The organism is Bdellovibrionales bacterium, from assembly GCA_016714165.1.
Classification (GTDB): Bacteria; Bdellovibrionota; Bdellovibrionia; order Bdellovibrionales; family UBA1609; genus JADJVA01.
Window position 1 is genome coordinate 1,117,363 of sequence record JADJNU010000001.1, and the last position, 17,405, is coordinate 1,134,767.

Here is a 17,405-nt window from a genome sequence, read left to right on the forward strand (position 1 = left end):
CGTCATCGTGCAACTGTCTTAAAAAGCGCTAACTATTTAAAAACAGGACTTTTCATGACGTCCTCCCTGATTTCAGGGGGCTTGCCTCACGTCCGCATGGCCATGGGATTTATTTTGTTAACTCAAACTTTAATGGAACCAAAATCACAATCCAATCGTCTTAGTCTTAGAAACTTTAACAAGGAGCTTAACTTGGAACTGAAAAATTCAATCAACTGGCACCTAAAGGACATGAACATATCAAAAGCCATCCGGTTTGGAGGCGAAGTAATTTTCGCTTCAATTCTTCTCTTTTCTGGCTGCGCATCGAAAAATGACCAAAATTCGACGCCTCCGACAAACGCCGACGAGACTTCAGGGGAAATTTCCGAAGATGGAGATCCGCAACCAGAAATGAAAGTCATCTCTCTGCCACTCGAAGTTTACCTCTATGACTTCGCTGGGGAACCTGACTACAGCAGCACCCTCAATGAGGATGAAGTTGCAGAACTGGTTTCGAAGGCGAATGAAATATTCGCACAGGCCAAAATTGAATTTAATGTCATTTCTACCGTAAAAAGATCAGTCTCAGCAGCAATGTTCGATATTGTAGATCCGGAAGACAACACCACTACCAAACAAAAATTTGCAAAAATAGTGCCTCCATACCCAACGGATAGAATCGTTTGGAGAACAGGAATTGTCAGGAAGATGCCAATCCCTGCCGGAGGTCTTTATATTGCAAAACTATCATTTTTTGCCGAACAAAATAAGGACGGTGAGTTTCACTATACAATTTTTGCACACGAAATAGCTCATGCCCTTGGACTTAATCACACACAGATTCCGGGCAATCTTATGACCCCAGGAAATGCCGCTGTGGCCCTCCAACTGAATGCTGAACAAATTGAAAAGGTTCGAGCACAAGCGCTCATCGGACCAAAAGGCCAATGACTCATTCGACCGATCAAACTAGTTCGCAAAAAAAAAGGGGGCTCCTTAAAGGGGCCTCGCATTGAAATCCTGAAAACCCGACAACGATGAGAAATACGCCGATGAAGGAAAATTAATGCAGCACTGGCGTTTGGCCCAAGAACTGCTAAACATATCGGCACTAAACTCTTAATACATCCATTTACGTTGGAGAATATGTGTCGCGTTGGAACAAAGATCCAGGCAAATTTTATATCGGCGGGCTGACTGTTCTTATTTTTCTCATCATTCGGATCGAAGCATCGGCAATGCCACAGTCAAATTCTGCTTCTTTGTTGTTGCAGGGGCCGGGAAGTTGTCTTCCATGGCTAAACCGCCAAAATCTTGTTCCTTTTGATGAGAAGAGGAACCATGGTCAAATCCACGCAGACCTCTTTGAAATCACAGAAGTCTTGCTCACAGACAAAATCGATGAGAGTCAGTTTCCCTACGCCTCTCAGCAAAGACCACCGATCAGTCTGAATCCCCAAACACTGTTCGGATCGCTATCGGCATTGCCTGAGATAAATGAATTGACAATCACTTCCATTCTTATTGCCACACCTAAAAAGGAGGCGGGACAGGGGCTTGTTAGGTTGGGTTTTCTTCAAAATCGACGACCTGTGGTTGTCAAAACCCTGATCACAACAACCGAAGAAGCTGCACGAATGAATGAAGCAAAAGGGGCTATGCTTCTCAGCGCAATTGGAGTCGGCCCTCTTTTTCATGGCATAGCCCGAGAGGGAACCAGATTTCACTTGATCACAGACCTTATTATTGGCAGTAATTTTATTCCCTTCACTTCGCCAAGCATTCAAACTCTTCGTCAACTCGCGACAATTATGAATCGCTTTCGCACAATCCATCTGGACCACCTCCCCGAACATGAAATTTTGTTCCAGGTTATGCGAACAAATTCAGACCAAGTTTTAGTCATTGACGCCGAAGGATACTATGAAGAGTTTCTCGCTGGAAATTCCAATATAGAAGAACAAAAATCAGAAGATTTTCTTAACATTATAGACCTCGAACCGAGATGGAACGGATTCCAAAAAAAAATTCGGACTCGGAAAATATCTTGGGCCATGCCATGGTCTGATGTTTTCGCCAGTGTGATCATAACGGCCGACTTAGAAACCACAATGGCTTTCATGAATGAATTTCGCGATTATAACAGACCCCTATACAAATCAGTCGTACTTGAGATCAAATCTATCATACACAAATGGGAACCCAGAATAAGCAATCGAGCCAAAGAGTTCCTCCTCTCTCTCGATGGCAATTAACAAAGTCTGCCATTTTAAGTCTCATTTAAACTCCCATTTGAGGAAGTCTAGATTTTTTCTAGAATCTGGCGGGCAGCTCTCAATCCTGATTCAATTCCCCCATTGATAAATCCCTGAGATTTTACTGACGTGTGTTCGCCAGCAAAAATGAGGCGACCTTCACACTCAGGTTCTGATCCAGATCCCCAGAATTCGCTAAACTGCCCCAGTCCCAAACAAGAAAATGAGCCCTCTGTTAACCCAAAGCGTGGCCAATTAAAATGAATTCTGTCTCCCGAGAAAAAGGCTCCCGCTTGAGAACTAAAATTATCTTTGATGATTTGCAGAGGTTCATCCGGATACGCTCCCGCTTGCTTGGCCGTCTCTCCAGTTGAGTAGAGTGTGAGAATTCCGGTCTGGCCCGATTGCAATCGACTCGTTTCCCAAACAATGCTGCTTCCTTTTGACAGATACATCTCACCCTGAGAACCGCGCCCTTCGAAGATGGGATTTTGCCTCCAAAAGCGCTGTTTGAAGCCAAGCATAGTTTTTGAATTCTGCCCCATTCCCAGTTCACGAATAAGCTGTCTTTTTGGTTTTGAGATATCTAGTTTATCCCAGCCTTCTATACGTCTCAGTTGAGTGATAGGCACTGCGACGATCAAATGAGTGAATTCTTCGCTTCGTCCCCTCTCGAAATGGCAAATAAATTTTGATCGACTACGGTTGATCGACCTCAGCTGACGATCAAATTGTAGGTAATGATCCAGGTTGTTTTGATTGTAATCATTCAAAGAGTTCACTGTCGCCCGAGTCAAAGCTGAGTTGCCACCGCCGATACGAAAGGCCTCGTCGCTTTCTCCGTAGAGCGAAAATCCATCGGCCAAGTCTGTATCGAACATCAGGAGAAAATTGAGAGAAGATTGCTCATCTGCAGACAATCCAAATTCTGCCTCGTAGGCGGATCGAAGAATTTCAAGACACCATGGCTCCGCGAATGATCTGCAAGAATTCAACAATGTCGAGAGAGAAGTTTGATCCATCCTCCTCCCATCTGGAAATCTGCTTGCAGTGAGGTAAGTAAAGTCTCCATCAAAATTGCCAAAAATGTTTTTGTTCATTTTAGCTAAATGAGGGACCAATTGAGACACAGCCTTGAGAAATTTCTGTTCGGCATAAACTTGTCCATTAAGGTTAAATAGAGAAGCGTGAAGTTTCGGATCTAATTCCTCGTCCTTGAATTTAAGAATCCTCAAATCCTGTGGTTCAAAGTCTTTATTTGAGTTCAGCATGCGGTTCTGCTCTTCCCCCAATTCTCGCGCAAGCCAGAGAGTTTCTTGATCGCCCGTGTTGATGAGTTCACCTCCTAGCTCAACAAATTGCATTTGATCATTCCATGAATCCAAAGTAAAAATCCTCCCGCCGAATCGACCGGAGGCTTCAAGTAGTTGAAAAGAAACCCGGTGTTTTTTAAGCCAATAAGCTGCCGCCAATCCTGCTGCTCCTGATCCGATGATTCCCACTCGAAGATCCCTCCCGCAAGTGCGAGGGACTACAAACATGCTCGTAGCCGAAAGCAAAGACCACTGAAGCAAACGTCTTCGAGAAATCTTTTTTGAGGAAAGCGAACGAATCCTCCTAACGATTGGCAAATGTCCCATAAGAAAGCCTCCAAGATGTGCCGCATTTTCGACTGGCGACAGCCCTATGCTAAGATTACGTGCCTCAATATTCAATCTTCGATGAGGTTCAACACTCGAATTCTCAATTGTGTGTCATTACTGAAATTAAACAGCAAAAAATTGCTTTTCGAAGGATGAATGAGCTATATCGCCCATTATGGAGGGAGCCCGCATGTGGCCCAACCATATCAAATTAGGGGACGAACATGATGAAACAATTTGTTAGATTTGCCTTGATTTTTGGTTATTGCGCGACGTTCCAGGCCGCTGTCTTCGCAGATGAGCATTTGCTTGGTTATGTGCGAGGATCCGAAACTGTCCCCGCCGGTAGCTGGGACCTTTACCAATTTATCACATCACGAAATGGCAAGGGCAGGGGTCATTACCAATCCTTAGATTCTTACACAGAAGTCGAGTATGGGGTCACAGACAAATTTAATATTCAATTTGCATTGGAAATGCAGTCACTCAACACAAGTGGTCTGGTCATTGACGGCTATTTACCAAAAGATAATAGTTTCGGGCTCCGCCCCTCAGGGTATGAACTGGAGGCAAAGTACAATTTCTTGAGTCCCGCTAAAGACGATTTTGGCTTGAGCCTACTTTGGGGTTTTCATCAAACCTGGCTAGATCCGCACTCTGGACAAAACAAGACAACCTACTCATTTGAAACAACTCTTTTGATGCAGAAATATTTTTTGGAAGGACAGTTCGTTTGGGTGGGAAATCTGGGATTGGAAGCCACCCATGCAGATCGCAGCGAAGTCGCAGACCTTCCGATCGGATTCGATTGGCCAACTGAACCTGAGATGGAAATTGAAACTAAACTTGGAACAGGTCTGAGTTATCGGTTTGTTCCCAATTGGTATATCGGCGCAGAAGCCATTTATGAGGTGGAGTACGAAACTGAAATAGGGCGCGAACGCTATTCGCTCTTTTCGGGCCCCAGCCTTCACTATGGAAGCGAGATCTGGTGGGTCACTCTCACTTGGTTCCCCCAAATTGACGGTGGCGGAGAAAAATATCCCGATCAAGAAAAAAAGGCGAATCTGCATTTGATTGAGAAGACAGAACAAGAGACTCGGCTAAAAATTGGGTTTAATTTTTGAACCCAATTCAATTATTTGAACCCAATTTGAATGCAACCCAAATGGGGCCTGATTAATGGCATAAACTTGGTTAAAGGCGTAAAATGGATGCTCGCAGATTATATGGGCTTTGGCTGCTTCCAGTTGCGGCTCTCACAAATTCGACGTTTGCAGCTGACTACCTTTCTGTCAATGAAGCACAGAAAATCCTTTTGCCAAGTGCAGACAGGTTTGAAGTAAAATCGATCGAGCTCACTGAGGAACAAATAGACAAAATCAAAGAACTCTCTGGAGTCCGTCAGCGAACTAAAAATCCGAAAATTTGGCAGGCATTTTCGAAAAACGAGGTGCTCGGATGGTTTTTTGTTGATGAGGTCATTGGCAAACATGAGTTCATTACCTTTGCTGCGGCCATTTCACCAGATAGAAAAGTCTTGGGAATTGAAGTAATGTCCTATCGAGAAACTCATGGCGGTGAAGTTCGAAAGCCCGAGTGGCGCAAACAATTCAATGGCAAGACACTCGACAACCCATTTAAGCTTGACGTTGATGTTTCAAATATAAGCGGTGCGACTTTGTCCTGCCGAAATCTCCTTGATGGAGTGAAGCGACTGCTGGTCTTACATAAAGTATTGAATGAAAACGGTGGATAAGTATCGTCGCCGCATGCGCCCTCTACTTGGAACCTACGTCGAAATCGGTCTCTCACGAGCTTTTCAACATTGCGACGTAGCTTTTGAAAGGGCATTTGATCGTATAGAAACCGTTCAAAGGCATCTCTCCTTTCATGACCCCCGAAGTGATCTATCGCGGCTCAATAGCGCACGAGGAGAGGAAGTCACCGCGCATCCCTTGAGCATATGCGTGTTGCGATTGGCCCGCGCAATAACCGAGCAGAGCAGAGGACTCTTTAATTTTACAGTTGGTGCTCAATTACAGAAAATGGGTGCCTTGCCCATTCATGAAAACGGAAAAAAACTGATGATTGGTCAAGCCGACGACCTCGAGATTCGTGGACAAAAGGTTCGACTTCGACGCCCTATAGTCATTACCTTGGATGGCATTGCCAAGGGCTTCGCAGTAGACTTGGCCGTAAAGGAATTAAGAACTCATGGCGCAAGCTTAGGCTGGGTCAACGCAGGGGGTGACTTGCGCGTTTTTGGCGACCTAACCTTGCCAGTGTTTCAACGAAATTCAAGTCGTCCAGATAGCAAACTTCCACTTTTGGGTGGCCTTCGAAATTCTGCACTCGCCACCTCTGAAACCTCCGACAGCGATTCATCCCTATTTCCCGGAAAAATTATCGCCGCTTGCGACCATTCAGCTGAAAATGGTATATGGAGTGTGATCGCTCCTAGCGCCTGGCTAGCGGATGCCCTAACCAAAGTTGCCGGGGTCAGCTCTCAGAGAGATCGCGAGTTCGCAGTTTCGAGACTCGGAGGACATTTGATTCAGGATCCAGAAAGAGGGGTTGGATGAAGGGATATCCAAAGTGGTTTTCGAACAGATTGATACATGCCTGCATTTTTGTGCTCCTCGCGAGTGGCATCTTCATAGCGCCAACGACTCTCTTCACCCGCTTTGATTTGGATATCGCCTGGAAGCTGAATTCGGATACTCACCCATGGGTCATTGCCATCCACACACTTTTTGGCCTTATCTCTATTGCCATACTCGGAGCCCTATGGAGCATTCATATGCGCTATTGGTGGAGAAAACATAAGGCTCGCTTGAGCGGCGGATTTCTGCTGGGATCTTTTTTAATTCTCGTCCTTTCTGGATTTGGCCTCCTCTATGCGGGAAATCAAACTGCCATTCTTGGCTTGAGCTCTTGCCATTTGGGTTTGGGCATTCTTTTTGCGGGCCCCTACGTCTTTCACACTGTTCTTCAGAAGAAATAGATACTTGCCAGTCATCCCATAGCCGACGATAACCGATATTAGGGAAGGCCAATACCAAAAAAAGACTCTAAACCTTGATTGCTAATTTCAAAGGAACTTGAAGCCCTTCATCATGGTCACTCTTTTTGAGTCGGCGCCGGTAATTTTTCGACAATAGCACTGGGCGCTTTTGCAAGCATTTCTTCCCACAGCTTTAAAGACGCGTTCTCTGAAATACGTCTCGCTACACCCTCAACTGGCTTTGTCAGCACAATTGTGTACATTCCCCGACCGTCCTTTTCATCCATGTCATAGGAGAGTGTTCATTCCTGCTGAAGAAGAGTTAAAGTTGGTTCCCTGCTGACAGTGAGAAGGCGCAGAAGATTGCGTGGCCAGAACGTCGTGTCCTGCATGATCAGGTGCCCGCCAGGCTGAATCAAATCGGTTGCTTGAATCAAATACTTACCTGCACCTCGAACATATCCCCAAACATTTTTCATTCGCACCACGGACACCGTTCGATCACCAGACCGTGACAACGAACGGGCATCGGCCTGAATCGCTTCGGCATTAAAACCATGTCTTGCAATCACTCCGTTCAGATATCCTACGATGAGAGGTGAAATATCAAAGAAGACATAATGATTTTCAGGGAGCAGATCGATAAATAATCTGTCGGCCGTTCCAATTCCGCTGCCTACGTCCCAATACTCACCATCGAGTTTTCCAAACTGTTTCAACACCTCCTGTTTAGATTGGAAGAAAGGTGGTCGCTCATGCCTGAATCCGAAGCTAAAACCGAGTTCATGAAGATAAGTGCGGATCGCAAAATCACCCTCTCCCTCAAGACTCAATATCTTAAGGAGAGCAGCAAACTTCGCCGGATTTTTTTCATAAACAGCTGCTGCCACGAGGCCAAATTCATCTGGTTTTTCGGCCAGAAGTTGGTGTATGACGTGGATCAAGGAGTGCCCGTCTGCTCTACCAGACGGGCTATCTTTAAGGGTTGCAACCAATCCGGGATCCTTGAGCGCAAGCGCCAACAATCCATCTAGTTCCTGATCCTTAGCGGGTCCCACCTTTTTTCCCCTTGATCTCAACCAGGCAACTGGCTCTACGGGTGCTGTAGAGATATCCTCATAACGTAGGCCGGAATTTAGAATCAATTTTATTTCACGGACAATATCGTCTGCATTCCGTTCCACATGACGAGAACTGCTTCTTTCCCCATGACCCCCTCGCTCTTCACTCGACCCTCCCAAGCCACTCGAGTCTTCAAGCAAAGCCCGGGCACAGGCTGTTCCTGACTGACCATGTTCCAAAAGAAGACTCAGTTCAGTGAGGATGGAAGCATACGCAAATGAGCCAGAAAGCAAGAAAGGGCCAAAGGCCAACGGATTCCCAGCAAGAACTATTCGGAATATCCTATTCATATCGCAACCTCACGTGCAATCCTAAGGCCAAGTGTCTCCAAGCCTTGTTTTCCTTTTGGCGGAACTATTTCACATTCAAGCTTCTGGAATTATGCCCCCCTATCATCAAGCGATACACACAAGAGCCAGTCCTGTTTAATGACCTGCAGTCGTCCCGTGCCACTGATTTGAAATATGCCGATCGTGAGATGTGGCACCAATCGATGGCAGATGCTTTTTTTAGGGATTAATTGGCTCTACTTGACATTTTACATTCATGCTTTGAGTCTTTAACAGGGGGATTTATGAAAAAAATCGGTTTTGCAGTTGTGGTACTTTTCTTATGTATATTTTCCTTCGCTGGTGAAGGTTTAACGGTTGTTAAGAAAGCTGGCGAGGTTCGTTACAATCAAAAGGAAGTCAAAGTAGGGCAAATCTTACCTCTTGGAGGAGTGATCGAGGTCGGCAGCAGTGTTGAGTCATTTGTCGATCTCACATATCCCGAAGGGCATCGCCTTCGGTTAAAGAAAAATACAAAGGTGAACCTGGCTGCCCTAGGAACAAAAAATGCCAGTCAAATTGATATCGCCATCGGACAAGTATTTGCCTATCTTGTAAAAGGAAAAAAGGCAGAGAATATTCAGATAAAAACCAAGTCTGCTGTCGTAGGCGTGCGCGGAACAAAATTTTTGGTCGAGGAAAGTAACGAAAAAGGCACCTATGTTTGTGTGTGCGAAGGTGCGGTCAATGTGCGAGGGCTCGGAGACCACTCTAAGGATGGAGAGCGCAACGTAAAAGCAGGTCAAGATCTTTGGGCACGACCGGGTAAGCCAATGGGAACTCCTGTCGATTCGCCCGATATGTCTAAAATGACCACTGCCGAGTTCGCCGATATGGGCCTAGAGTGACCTTTCCGATCAGCGGAGCCAATTAGCCATGCCCGTAGCGCAAAATATATACCAAAAGTAGAAAAAGCGACTTAGGGTGCCTGATGACAAATAATTTTAGTTCTCTTGCCATATCTCAAAAACTCTTGCGTGCCATCCGGGATGCTGGATTTAATGAAATGACGCCCATCCAAGCAGCGAGCATACCCACTTTGCTCGCAGGTAAAGATTTAATCGGGCAGTCTCAGACCGGCAGCGGTAAAACCGCGGCCTTTATCATTCCTATTCTTCAAAAAATTGACATGTCTATCATGGCAGTCCAAGCTTTGATTCTCTGTCCGACTCGCGAATTGAGCGATCAGGTGCTACACGAATGCCGAAGATTTTCAAAATCATTCCAGGGACTGAAAACCCTCGGCTTGGTTGGTGGACAGCCTTACCCACCCCAAACTCAAGCTCTTCAAAAGGGAGTTCAGCTTATCGTGGGAACACCGGGACGCAGCCTGGAACATCTCAGAAGTGGCCACCTGGACCTGGAAAACCTGCGGATTTTTGTTTTAGATGAGGCAGATCGTATGCTCGAAGAGGGCTTCGCGGACGAAATGAATGCAATTCTGAAAGAACTGCCGAAGCGCCGACAGACTCTCTTCTTTTCAGCCACATTTCCAGAAAGATTGGAAAGCTTAAGCCAGAAATACCAAAACGCTCCTGAAAGAATTACGATTTGTGACCTGCCACAGACCTCACCAATGATTGAGCAGTATGTTTACGAAGCTGAAAATACACAAAAGATCGAAACTTTAATGAAGATTTTAAAAAATCATCCCTCCATGTGCACTTTGATTTTTTGTCGCACAAAATCGACGGTAGATGAGATTGGAAAAATTCTCGAAAAGTCCAAAGTCAGAACGGAAGTTCTGCATGGAAATCTGGAGCAGAAGGAAAGAGATCGCGCTATGTCACTCTTTCGAAATGGGAGCGTACGAATCTTGGTCGCCACGGATGTCGCAGCCAGAGGACTCGACATCGATTCCCTCGAACTGGTGATCAACCTGGATTTGCCATCCAGTCCTGAGACCTATGTTCACCGCATCGGCAGGACTGTGAGAGCAGGACGCAAAGGTGTTGCTGTGTCTATCTCGACAGCCTATGAAACTGAGAAGGTCCTAGAAATTGAAAAAGCCACCGGAGTGGCCATGATTCAAAAAATACTGAAACCAACCAATGACTTGGCACTCGGGCCTGAATTTGAAAAAACTCTCATGAAGACGCTTCAGGTTTCTGGAGGGCGTTCAGACAAGCTCAGGCCTGGAGATATTCTAGGTGCGCTCACAGCAGAGCCCCATCCCCTATCGGCTTCCCATATCGGAAAAATTCAGATTCAAGATCGCTTCAGCTATGTTGCGATCACACCTGATATGACAGAGAGGGCTTTAAACAAATTGAGAACGACAAAAATCAAAGGTTCAAAATTTAAAGCTTATTTGGTTCAATAAAATTGCCCCCAACGTGTCGATGTCACTAGACCTTTTCGTTGGGGGGGGGCAAAACAATAAAAATAAAACAACTATAACTATCTGACTACGGCTTTCGCAAGGATCCCTCTTTGCAGTGAGCTTGGCCGTCGCCCTGGCGGCACTCATTGCGGCCACCTTCTGAGTTTACGTCTTTTGACAGATCATAGACGAGACCTGGCGCTCCAGAATTAGCAGCCGCCTCCGCCGCACTGGGAGCTTGAAAAAAGAACACTTTTCCGCCCGGCTGACTTGCTGCAATCCTTTGAGCTTCTGCTTGAAGATATGCAATATAGTCAGCGGTCAGTTGGGCCCTGATGCTCTTCATGGCATCTGCTTCACCCTGAGCTCTTTGGCGAATTGCTTCCGCTTCGCCGGCCGCTTCTTCTTTTTTGGAGAGTGCCCGTTGTTTTGCGATCTCAACATCAGCCCTTGCGCTCTCTAGCATCTGAGGCCGTTTCATTTTTTCTTCAATTTCCTTTTTAACAGAATCTGGATACTCAACATTTCCAGCAACGAGTGAAATCAACTGAATTGGTGTATCGGCGAGTAAGCTAACTGTGGCCTCTCGAACCTGTTCTTACAGCCTTAAGCGAGCCTTCACGAGCTCCCCTGCGGGAATACTTTCAATCGCCTTTCTTACAGCTGTTCGAAAGGGCTCACGAACATTATTCTCATACCAGGGAGGATTCGGACCCAGATCACGGTTTTTTCCAGGATCTTCACTGTCAAATTGACCAGCTCCATATTTTTCAACCACGGTCCTAATTGACTGCTCATCATCCTTAATCCTCAAAGTCAGATGAATTCGAACCTTCATCACGGAATCTTCATCAGTCACGACCTCAAAGGTCTCTGTTAAGTTCTTGTTTTGAACATTGACAATAACACATTCAATATTCTTAGGGGTAAATCCAAATTTCTCTCCCTTAAGTACCTTCGTATAGCCTCCCGTGTAACCAAGCATTCCCCCTATAGTTGGCTTATGGATGCAATAACCCGCAAACCCTGGCTCAACGTATGGCCCACCAAACCAGTTTGCGAAAGCCTGGCCGGGCAAAAATACCGCCAAAAAAAACAAAGAAATCATCTTAGGTCCCGTAGTTCCCTCATTTCCGATACTGAACAAGTGTTCCATTCTTTTCATGTTGACTCCTATTTTCTGAGTGACGAGATGATCATCGCATCTTCCGTAGACCCACTCTTGCAACAAAAATTTCATAACCTTTAATTTCTAATTTGGACTCGAAAAAGCTCTCGAGTCACTTTATTAGCTTGGAACAAAAGAGACTTCAACGATTGTTAAAGCTAAGGTTTATTTTATAGAGACACTTATAAATAATATAAAGCACAAGAGATAAGAAGAAGGCGCATACGAGGACGAATTCGAAAATAAACCAAAAATATGCGCTCTGAGCCTATTGCTGGTCTGAGCCAAAGGCTGGTACGGACCGCCAAGCGGAACCGGCCAAATATCACCCACATCATTGATCGAAGTCAGCATACTGACCTCTTGCCTCAATCAAATTAAATTAAATCAAATCACATCAAAAAAATGGACAATTTTTGTTTAGTTTTGAAGACGCTATCCCGAAACACCTCCTGAACACTGGTTTTCAATTTCAGGGGGTTTTAAAAAATGCAAATCAAGGAATCAATCAAAAAAATAATAGAAGAGCAGCTCATCCGGATAAAGCCAAGCATCGAGAATTTCCCCTGGGAATCAGACTCCCACTACGGAACCTGGTGTGTGCAAACTTCAAAATTCGTTCGCCATACGGTTCCACTTTTGGAAAAGACGGCTGCATTTGCCAAAGGACCCCTCAAAGAGATTCTCCTCCACCATCGCGAAGAAGAATTTGGACACGAAAAATTTGCAGAAAGAGATGCTGCCTTTTTGGGTAGAGATCCTCTGTCAGAAAAGATGATGCCCGAGTCATTGGCTCTCTATCAATCCATAGACGACGCCGGAGATCAAATTGTCGAGTCCCTCTTTGGCTATGCTTTTGCCTTAGAGCACATCTCAGCCAGATACTGCGGATACATGGCAAAACGCGTTCTCGATCATCACCGAAAGCCCTACACAAAGAAACATGTGGCGAATGTCCCAGCTAGCTTTCTCACTCTTCATGCGGCCGTTGATATTGCACACACAGAGTCAGGATGGAAGTGTCTCAATCACTTAGAGAGCAATACCTATGACCGGCTCGCCGACACGATGCTGAAATCATTTGAAAGGTACGGCAACTTCCTTCATGCCATCATGAAGGAAGAAGCTCGGGGAGTTGCCTGATATGCTGTCTCACTCAAATTTTGATATCAGAAATCTGAGCTTCAAAATCATTCAACCCCGACAGACACCTCTCAAGGGAGATCTCGAAACCTACAAAAAATCCTATTCACTATGGAAACGCGTCTGGACTGATACCTTTCATGAATTAGAGGGAAAAAGTACAATATATTCAGATGATTTTTTCCGACAAGACGAGGCTTTTGTGGTGTTTCATCAGGACGAATGTGTGGGAATCACCATGCACTCGTTTCTCGATCTAAAAAATCCAGTTCATCGGGATTTGAGGTACTTCAAGGCCTATCCACCCGGAAGTATCGAAAACATTGAGCGATTAAACGTACGTCAGGTATTGATATCAAATCAAACAGCCGTAGATCCAAGATTTCGAAAGTCGCTGAGTCAAATATCTTTTGGAGAAGTTCTAATTGGACTCTCCGTTAAAAGACTCATCGAGTTGGAACTCGACGCTTTCATCGCGTACACGAACAATTCGAAGAAAGTCCAGGACATCTGTTATAGATTTGGAGCGCGGCCTATTGTGAAAGGACATTCACAGCACAATGTTGAAGTCGACATCGTGTGCCTGACAAAGGAAAACGCCTGCGAATCCCCGATCAAAGATATCAAACAGACGATAGATTTTCTCTGGAATTCCAGATTCAATAATCAAGACATGAAAAATGAGATAGCAACAGCGATTTAAAGTTTAAAGGACTCTCTGGCATTGACCAACAACATGGAAAACGTTGATGAAACCAACCAGCTCTTCATGAAAGTTGTAAGCAGGTGCCATAAAACGATGTTTGATTTTAGTCAGACTATGACCTCCCTCTTTTTTTTCATAAACATCATGTGTGGGAATGTTTGGATAAAAGGGAGATCGTGTCTGTCCCGACAGCACATATTTGACTGCCTTGTGATTGGCCTCATTCGTAAAAACATCTCGCTTGTAGAGTTCAAACCATGGCCTGCAAAAAATCTCCTCTAAAGTATAAGTGACCAAGTAAAAGAAATTAAACGTCCGAAAAATTTGGATAGATTCAAGCGTGTAAATTTCAATGACATCTTCAATATTCAAATCAGAAAAAACCCCGTCGTCCACTTGAATATTCAGCTTCTTCAACGCCAGGCGGAACTGTCCTCTGTTATCTTTAAGTGAACCGTGAATCCGAACGGATTCCAGACAACTCTGATAGTATTGTCTCAGATCCTCATAGACGGCCTGCTGGTTCGCCGATGAGAGCTTTGAAAAATAGGAGAGTTCCTCCGAATGATACGGACTCAATCGGAGCCCCTCAATTTCGGCACAGTCACAAAAGAATCTTAAGATTCTTGCGAAACTCTTTTTACGATCAGGCTCTTCTCCCTTGGCCCCAAATAAACCGTCAATCGCTGTATTTAAATAACAATTTGATGAATTCTCTTTGTTCATCCGTGGCTCCCAATAAAAGAAAGTTCCTCGGGATGGTAGTCAGCAAGAGACTCATCCCAACCCTCCGGTTCTTTGAATTTATAAATTGGAGAAAGATTCAGTTGTGATTGTTCTCTGAAATTCGGGATTGCGTATATTTTCTCCATGAGATGCTGAGCTTTTTCTGCTGTACCCGGGGGAACCATAATTCGAACGCCAAACCATTGCCAAATCAATGATGCATCACTTGCTTTTCTCGCGACAACCGCAGCGATTGTCTCGAGCAACTTTTCTTCATTGTAAAACTCAAAATGAACGCTCACCGAAATCTGGCAGTATTCAATGAGTTCTTCGTAATATTGTGGCTGCCGACTGCCATTCGTCGTCACATGACAATAGTGAAAACGGTCCGGCTGCGAAATGGGTCTTCGCTCCCTAATGTACTTACAGAGATCCATAAATGAAGGATTAAATGTTGGCTCACCTCCGCTAAAATGAAACTTCCCGGGCCTTTCCTTCACAAAGGCCTTAAAGATGTTATCAACAGCATGCTTGAGACTGCCCCAACTGCGATGAGACTCATAATTGTTGCTTGCAGTCGGTGGACAGTAACGACAAGAAAAATTACATCGGCGACCGAGCTCCCAGGTGATTTGCTTTGGTAAAACACGACTTTGAAGAAGGGGCTGGGAAGCAACAAAGTCTTGAAAATTATCTGCAGCCTCTGATTGAGGATCTGTGTAAGCCCAGTGAATATCGTCCTGGCTCTTAAATTTTCTAAGAGCCATGTCCGTTCCGCACATGCACCATTTTTTTGGACATTTGATAAAATTCTCGGGAACATAAAGAAAGTAATCAAAGACGTTGCCAAAATATCCGCCCTCACGACAGACAGCTGAAAAGACACAACCGTCATGAGAAATATAGATATTTTCAATACCGGCCGCGCAATACCAGCCTTGCCAACTGTTGAGTTTCTTAGCCAATAGTTCTTCTGCTGAAAAGGCTCGACCCTGTCCATCGCGACCCAGCATAATCAGTGTTTTATTTCCACCTTCTCTGAAGACCTGAGGTTGGGGCACTTCAATAGGGGCGTCTGTATCCTTGGATGTACTTTGATCAATGGATGTGTCCAAATCCCCCCTCCCCTCTTTAGGCGTGAAACAAATGATCTCGAACTAAAGGGGGTGGCTCTTCTTGCCAAAGGCTCAACACGTAGCCCCCGCCTCCAGACCCGGTTGGCTTGGCAGCCAAGGCCCCTTGACCACGAATCCATTGCAAATGATGACTGAGCTCTCCTTCGCAAAGTCCCCACTTCATAAAACAGTCACAAGCAAGATCAATTGCTCTTCCAAGTTCGGAGATGCCACGAGCTTCTTCATATTGCAGAGCACTCTGTGCCATCTCAACTGCCTGCCCCATCTGACGATCCAACCCCAGGCCCAGAGAGGGATCAGATTGGCTCAATGCTTTGATCTTATTCACGCAATCCGAAGTCACTCCACGTTGTCCACAATAGGAGAGATACCACTGAGGCTTCCAATTGAGCACCAAAGTCGTTCTCTCCCCCCCGCGAACGAATCTAATTCCCCGATGTTCCATTGCCACCGCAATATCGACCCCGCTGCTCTCGCCGTGAAAAAGATTTTCAAGTTCTCGGGAAAATTCATAGATCTGGTCAAACTTGAGCCATTCCAAAGCCATGAGCCAACGACTCACTGTCACACACAAAGTGGCAGAGGCACCGAGCCCAGCCCCCAACGGGACCTGACAGTCAATCACCAAAGTTCCCTTTAACTGGTCTCTCTTTTTTCCAAGCTTTTCCAAAGCTCTCTCGACCAGCCCCCAAAACAACAAGGAAATCTCCTCAGAGTGAGGACCCTGAAACTGAACTTTCACGGGCTCATTTAAATAAGACAGAGCAAGATCAATATACCGGCTTTCAATCGGAAAAACGAGTGCAGGATATCCTCGCAACACGGCATGTTCTCCCGCAAGAATCCACTTTCCATAAGACCGATTTTGACTTGAAGTGTGCGCGGTCAGAGTCATGAGCCAAAAACCCTCCCCACACCCCCCAAGCTCCCTCTCAGTTGTGAAGCGAGCTCCTTCTGCTCTGGACGATAAAGCAGATGCACGTTTGCACCGGCATCCATTGTCACCAAAGGTCCGTCCTTGCTTTTTTCCCACTCGTTTCTGATGATCTCTAAAACGGCCAAAGACTCCGGCTTCATGTATCCAAAACTGGGTTTGCTCGTTTCAAAAAGACAGTGCATGTCCCAAAATTCTGCCCAACAAATTTCAAAACACTGAGTCCAATTTTGCAATTGCATGGCCTTTAAGAGAAGATCTGTCCTTCTCTCTGCTCTCTCACTCCGACCCAAAAACAAATCACTCGTCACCACTCGCTGATGAGCCTCGCTGCTTGAGACTGATTTTTTTCCGCTCTCCACAACGACGGCCTGGTGAATCAATGATCGATAGGGCAAATCAAGTGGACGCGCTCCTTCTTGTGTCCAAACAGCCCAAGGAGAAAAAAATGATCGACAAGAGGATCCACTCCCCTTTCGACTTAGCTGGGACAATGTTTGAAGGTCAATGGATTTCCCTCTCTCGCCTGTCGCTAAATCCCCTGTGCTCTCTGCAAGCTCAGCCGTTGCGAGAGTCAAGGCTGCAAAGCTGGAAGCAGAGCTTGCGAGTCCACAATCAGAAGGAAAATTATTGGCACTGCAAACCCGGAAAAATCCTGGGATTCCCCAGACCTCCTTGAGGTGTTTAAAGTGACTTAAGAATCTCTGCCTGCCTGCCTCAGAGAGTTCCACCTGAAACGGAAATTCAGGATCAGCTAAGGAATCCCATTGATCGAATCCCTCCGAGACTTTCTCGATCACCACGGCTGTCCGCAAATGTTCTAGCGTATATGATAGGGAGGAATTCACTGGCTGATTTTGCTGTGAAGAAACTTTACCCATGTATTTGATTAAAGCAATATTCGAGGGAGCCGTCGCTCGCACCTGTATTT

19 protein-coding genes are annotated in these 17,405 nt (G+C 45.5%); 10 read left to right on the plus strand and 9 right to left on the minus strand.

Going from position 1 to position 17,405, the window contains the following annotated elements; translation table 11 throughout:
• The first annotated feature begins 54 nt into the window (after positions 1-54).
• Together IPJ71_04980 and IPJ71_04985 are read left to right on the plus strand one after the other, a co-directional pair.
• Positions 55-933, plus strand: coding sequence for a matrixin family metalloprotease (locus IPJ71_04980; GenBank protein ID MBK7843037.1), 879 nt, complete (start codon positions 55-57; stop codon positions 931-933).
• A gap of 197 nt (positions 934-1,130) precedes the next feature.
• Positions 1,131-2,237: a hypothetical protein gene (locus IPJ71_04985; protein ID MBK7843038.1), complete on the plus strand. Its 1,107-nt coding sequence runs from the start codon at positions 1,131-1,133 to the stop codon at positions 2,235-2,237.
• Between the two features lie 47 nt (positions 2,238-2,284).
• Here the strand turns inward: IPJ71_04985 and IPJ71_04990 are convergent, their stop codons facing one another.
• The gene (locus IPJ71_04990; GenBank protein MBK7843039.1) at positions 2,285-3,877 is read right to left on the minus strand and encodes an FAD-dependent oxidoreductase; all 1,593 of its coding nucleotides are present in this window, start codon (positions 3,875-3,877) and stop codon (positions 2,285-2,287) included.
• A 230-nt stretch (positions 3,878-4,107) separates the two neighbouring features.
• Between IPJ71_04990 and IPJ71_04995 the strand changes: the two genes are divergently transcribed.
• The 4 genes from IPJ71_04995 (at position 4,108) to IPJ71_05010 (ending at position 6,887) form a co-directional block, all read left to right on the plus strand.
• A complete protein-coding gene (locus IPJ71_04995; GenBank protein ID MBK7843040.1) occupies positions 4,108-5,007 on the plus strand; it encodes a hypothetical protein in 900 nt (299 codons plus the stop codon).
• An 83-nt stretch (positions 5,008-5,090) separates the two neighbouring features.
• Positions 5,091-5,639: an FMN-binding protein gene (locus IPJ71_05000; GenBank protein ID MBK7843041.1), complete on the plus strand. Its 549-nt coding sequence runs from the start codon at positions 5,091-5,093 to the stop codon at positions 5,637-5,639.
• Positions 5,623-6,465 carry an FAD:protein FMN transferase gene (locus IPJ71_05005; protein ID MBK7843042.1) on the plus strand — a complete coding sequence of 281 codons (843 nt, stop codon included), beginning with the start codon at positions 5,623-5,625 and terminating at the stop codon, positions 6,463-6,465. Before IPJ71_05000 ends, IPJ71_05005 begins: the two co-directional genes overlap by 17 nt.
• The gene (locus tag IPJ71_05010; protein ID MBK7843043.1) at positions 6,462-6,887 is read left to right on the plus strand and encodes a hypothetical protein; all 426 of its coding nucleotides are present in this window, start codon (positions 6,462-6,464) and stop codon (positions 6,885-6,887) included. The genes IPJ71_05005 and IPJ71_05010 overlap by 4 nt, the downstream gene beginning before the upstream one ends.
• Positions 6,888-7,003: 116 nt before the next feature.
• Here the strand turns inward: IPJ71_05010 and IPJ71_05015 are convergent, their stop codons facing one another.
• Both IPJ71_05015 and IPJ71_05020 read right to left on the minus strand, forming a co-directional pair.
• Positions 7,004-7,174: a hypothetical protein gene (locus tag IPJ71_05015; protein MBK7843044.1), complete on the minus strand. Its 171-nt coding sequence runs from the start codon at positions 7,172-7,174 to the stop codon at positions 7,004-7,006.
• 15 nt (positions 7,175-7,189) lie between these two features.
• The gene (locus IPJ71_05020) at positions 7,190-8,299 is read right to left on the minus strand and encodes a hypothetical protein (GenBank protein ID MBK7843045.1); all 1,110 of its coding nucleotides are present in this window, start codon (positions 8,297-8,299) and stop codon (positions 7,190-7,192) included.
• A 284-nt stretch (positions 8,300-8,583) separates the two neighbouring features.
• On the opposite strand from IPJ71_05020, the gene IPJ71_05025 reads away from it, so the two are divergent.
• Both IPJ71_05025 and dbpA read left to right on the plus strand, forming a co-directional pair.
• Entirely contained in the window at positions 8,584-9,186 is a 603-nt protein-coding gene (locus tag IPJ71_05025) for a FecR domain-containing protein (GenBank protein ID MBK7843046.1), read from the plus strand.
• A gap of 80 nt (positions 9,187-9,266) precedes the next feature.
• Positions 9,267-10,661: an ATP-dependent RNA helicase DbpA gene (gene dbpA / locus IPJ71_05030; protein MBK7843047.1), complete on the plus strand. Its 1,395-nt coding sequence runs from the start codon at positions 9,267-9,269 to the stop codon at positions 10,659-10,661.
• Between the two features lie 85 nt (positions 10,662-10,746).
• On the opposite strand, the gene IPJ71_05035 is transcribed toward dbpA, so the two are convergent.
• Positions 10,747-11,208, minus strand: a complete 462-nt coding sequence (locus IPJ71_05035; GenBank protein MBK7843048.1) for a hypothetical protein — start codon at positions 11,206-11,208, stop codon at positions 10,747-10,749.
• 51 nt (positions 11,209-11,259) lie between these two features.
• Positions 11,260-11,901 carry a hypothetical protein gene (locus IPJ71_05040; GenBank protein ID MBK7843049.1) on the minus strand — a complete coding sequence of 214 codons (642 nt, stop codon included), beginning with the start codon at positions 11,899-11,901 and terminating at the stop codon, positions 11,260-11,262.
• A 417-nt stretch (positions 11,902-12,318) separates the two neighbouring features.
• On the opposite strand from IPJ71_05040, the gene IPJ71_05045 reads away from it, so the two are divergent.
• Positions 12,319-12,972 carry an iron-containing redox enzyme family protein gene (locus IPJ71_05045; protein ID MBK7843050.1) on the plus strand — a complete coding sequence of 218 codons (654 nt, stop codon included), beginning with the start codon at positions 12,319-12,321 and terminating at the stop codon, positions 12,970-12,972.
• A gap of 1 nt (position 12,973) precedes the next feature.
• Positions 12,974-13,675: a hypothetical protein gene (locus IPJ71_05050; protein ID MBK7843051.1), complete on the plus strand. Its 702-nt coding sequence runs from the start codon at positions 12,974-12,976 to the stop codon at positions 13,673-13,675.
• Positions 13,676-13,678: 3 nt separating this feature from the next.
• Here the strand turns inward: IPJ71_05050 and IPJ71_05055 are convergent, their stop codons facing one another.
• From IPJ71_05055 to IPJ71_05070, 4 genes are read right to left on the minus strand one after another with little or no spacing between them, the layout of a single operon-like run.
• A complete protein-coding gene (locus IPJ71_05055) occupies positions 13,679-14,404 on the minus strand; it encodes a hypothetical protein (protein MBK7843052.1) in 726 nt (241 codons plus the stop codon).
• A complete protein-coding gene (locus tag IPJ71_05060; protein MBK7843053.1) occupies positions 14,401-15,519 on the minus strand; it encodes a radical SAM protein in 1,119 nt (372 codons plus the stop codon). Before IPJ71_05060 ends, IPJ71_05055 begins: the two co-directional genes overlap by 4 nt.
• Positions 15,520-15,535: 16 nt before the next feature.
• A complete protein-coding gene (locus IPJ71_05065) occupies positions 15,536-16,435 on the minus strand; it encodes a hypothetical protein (protein MBK7843054.1) in 900 nt (299 codons plus the stop codon).
• Complete coding sequence (locus IPJ71_05070; protein MBK7843055.1) at positions 16,432-17,403, minus strand: diphosphomevalonate decarboxylase; 972 nt, start codon at positions 17,401-17,403, stop codon at positions 16,432-16,434. The genes IPJ71_05065 and IPJ71_05070 overlap by 4 nt, the downstream gene beginning before the upstream one ends.
• Positions 17,404-17,405 lie beyond the last annotated feature (2 nt).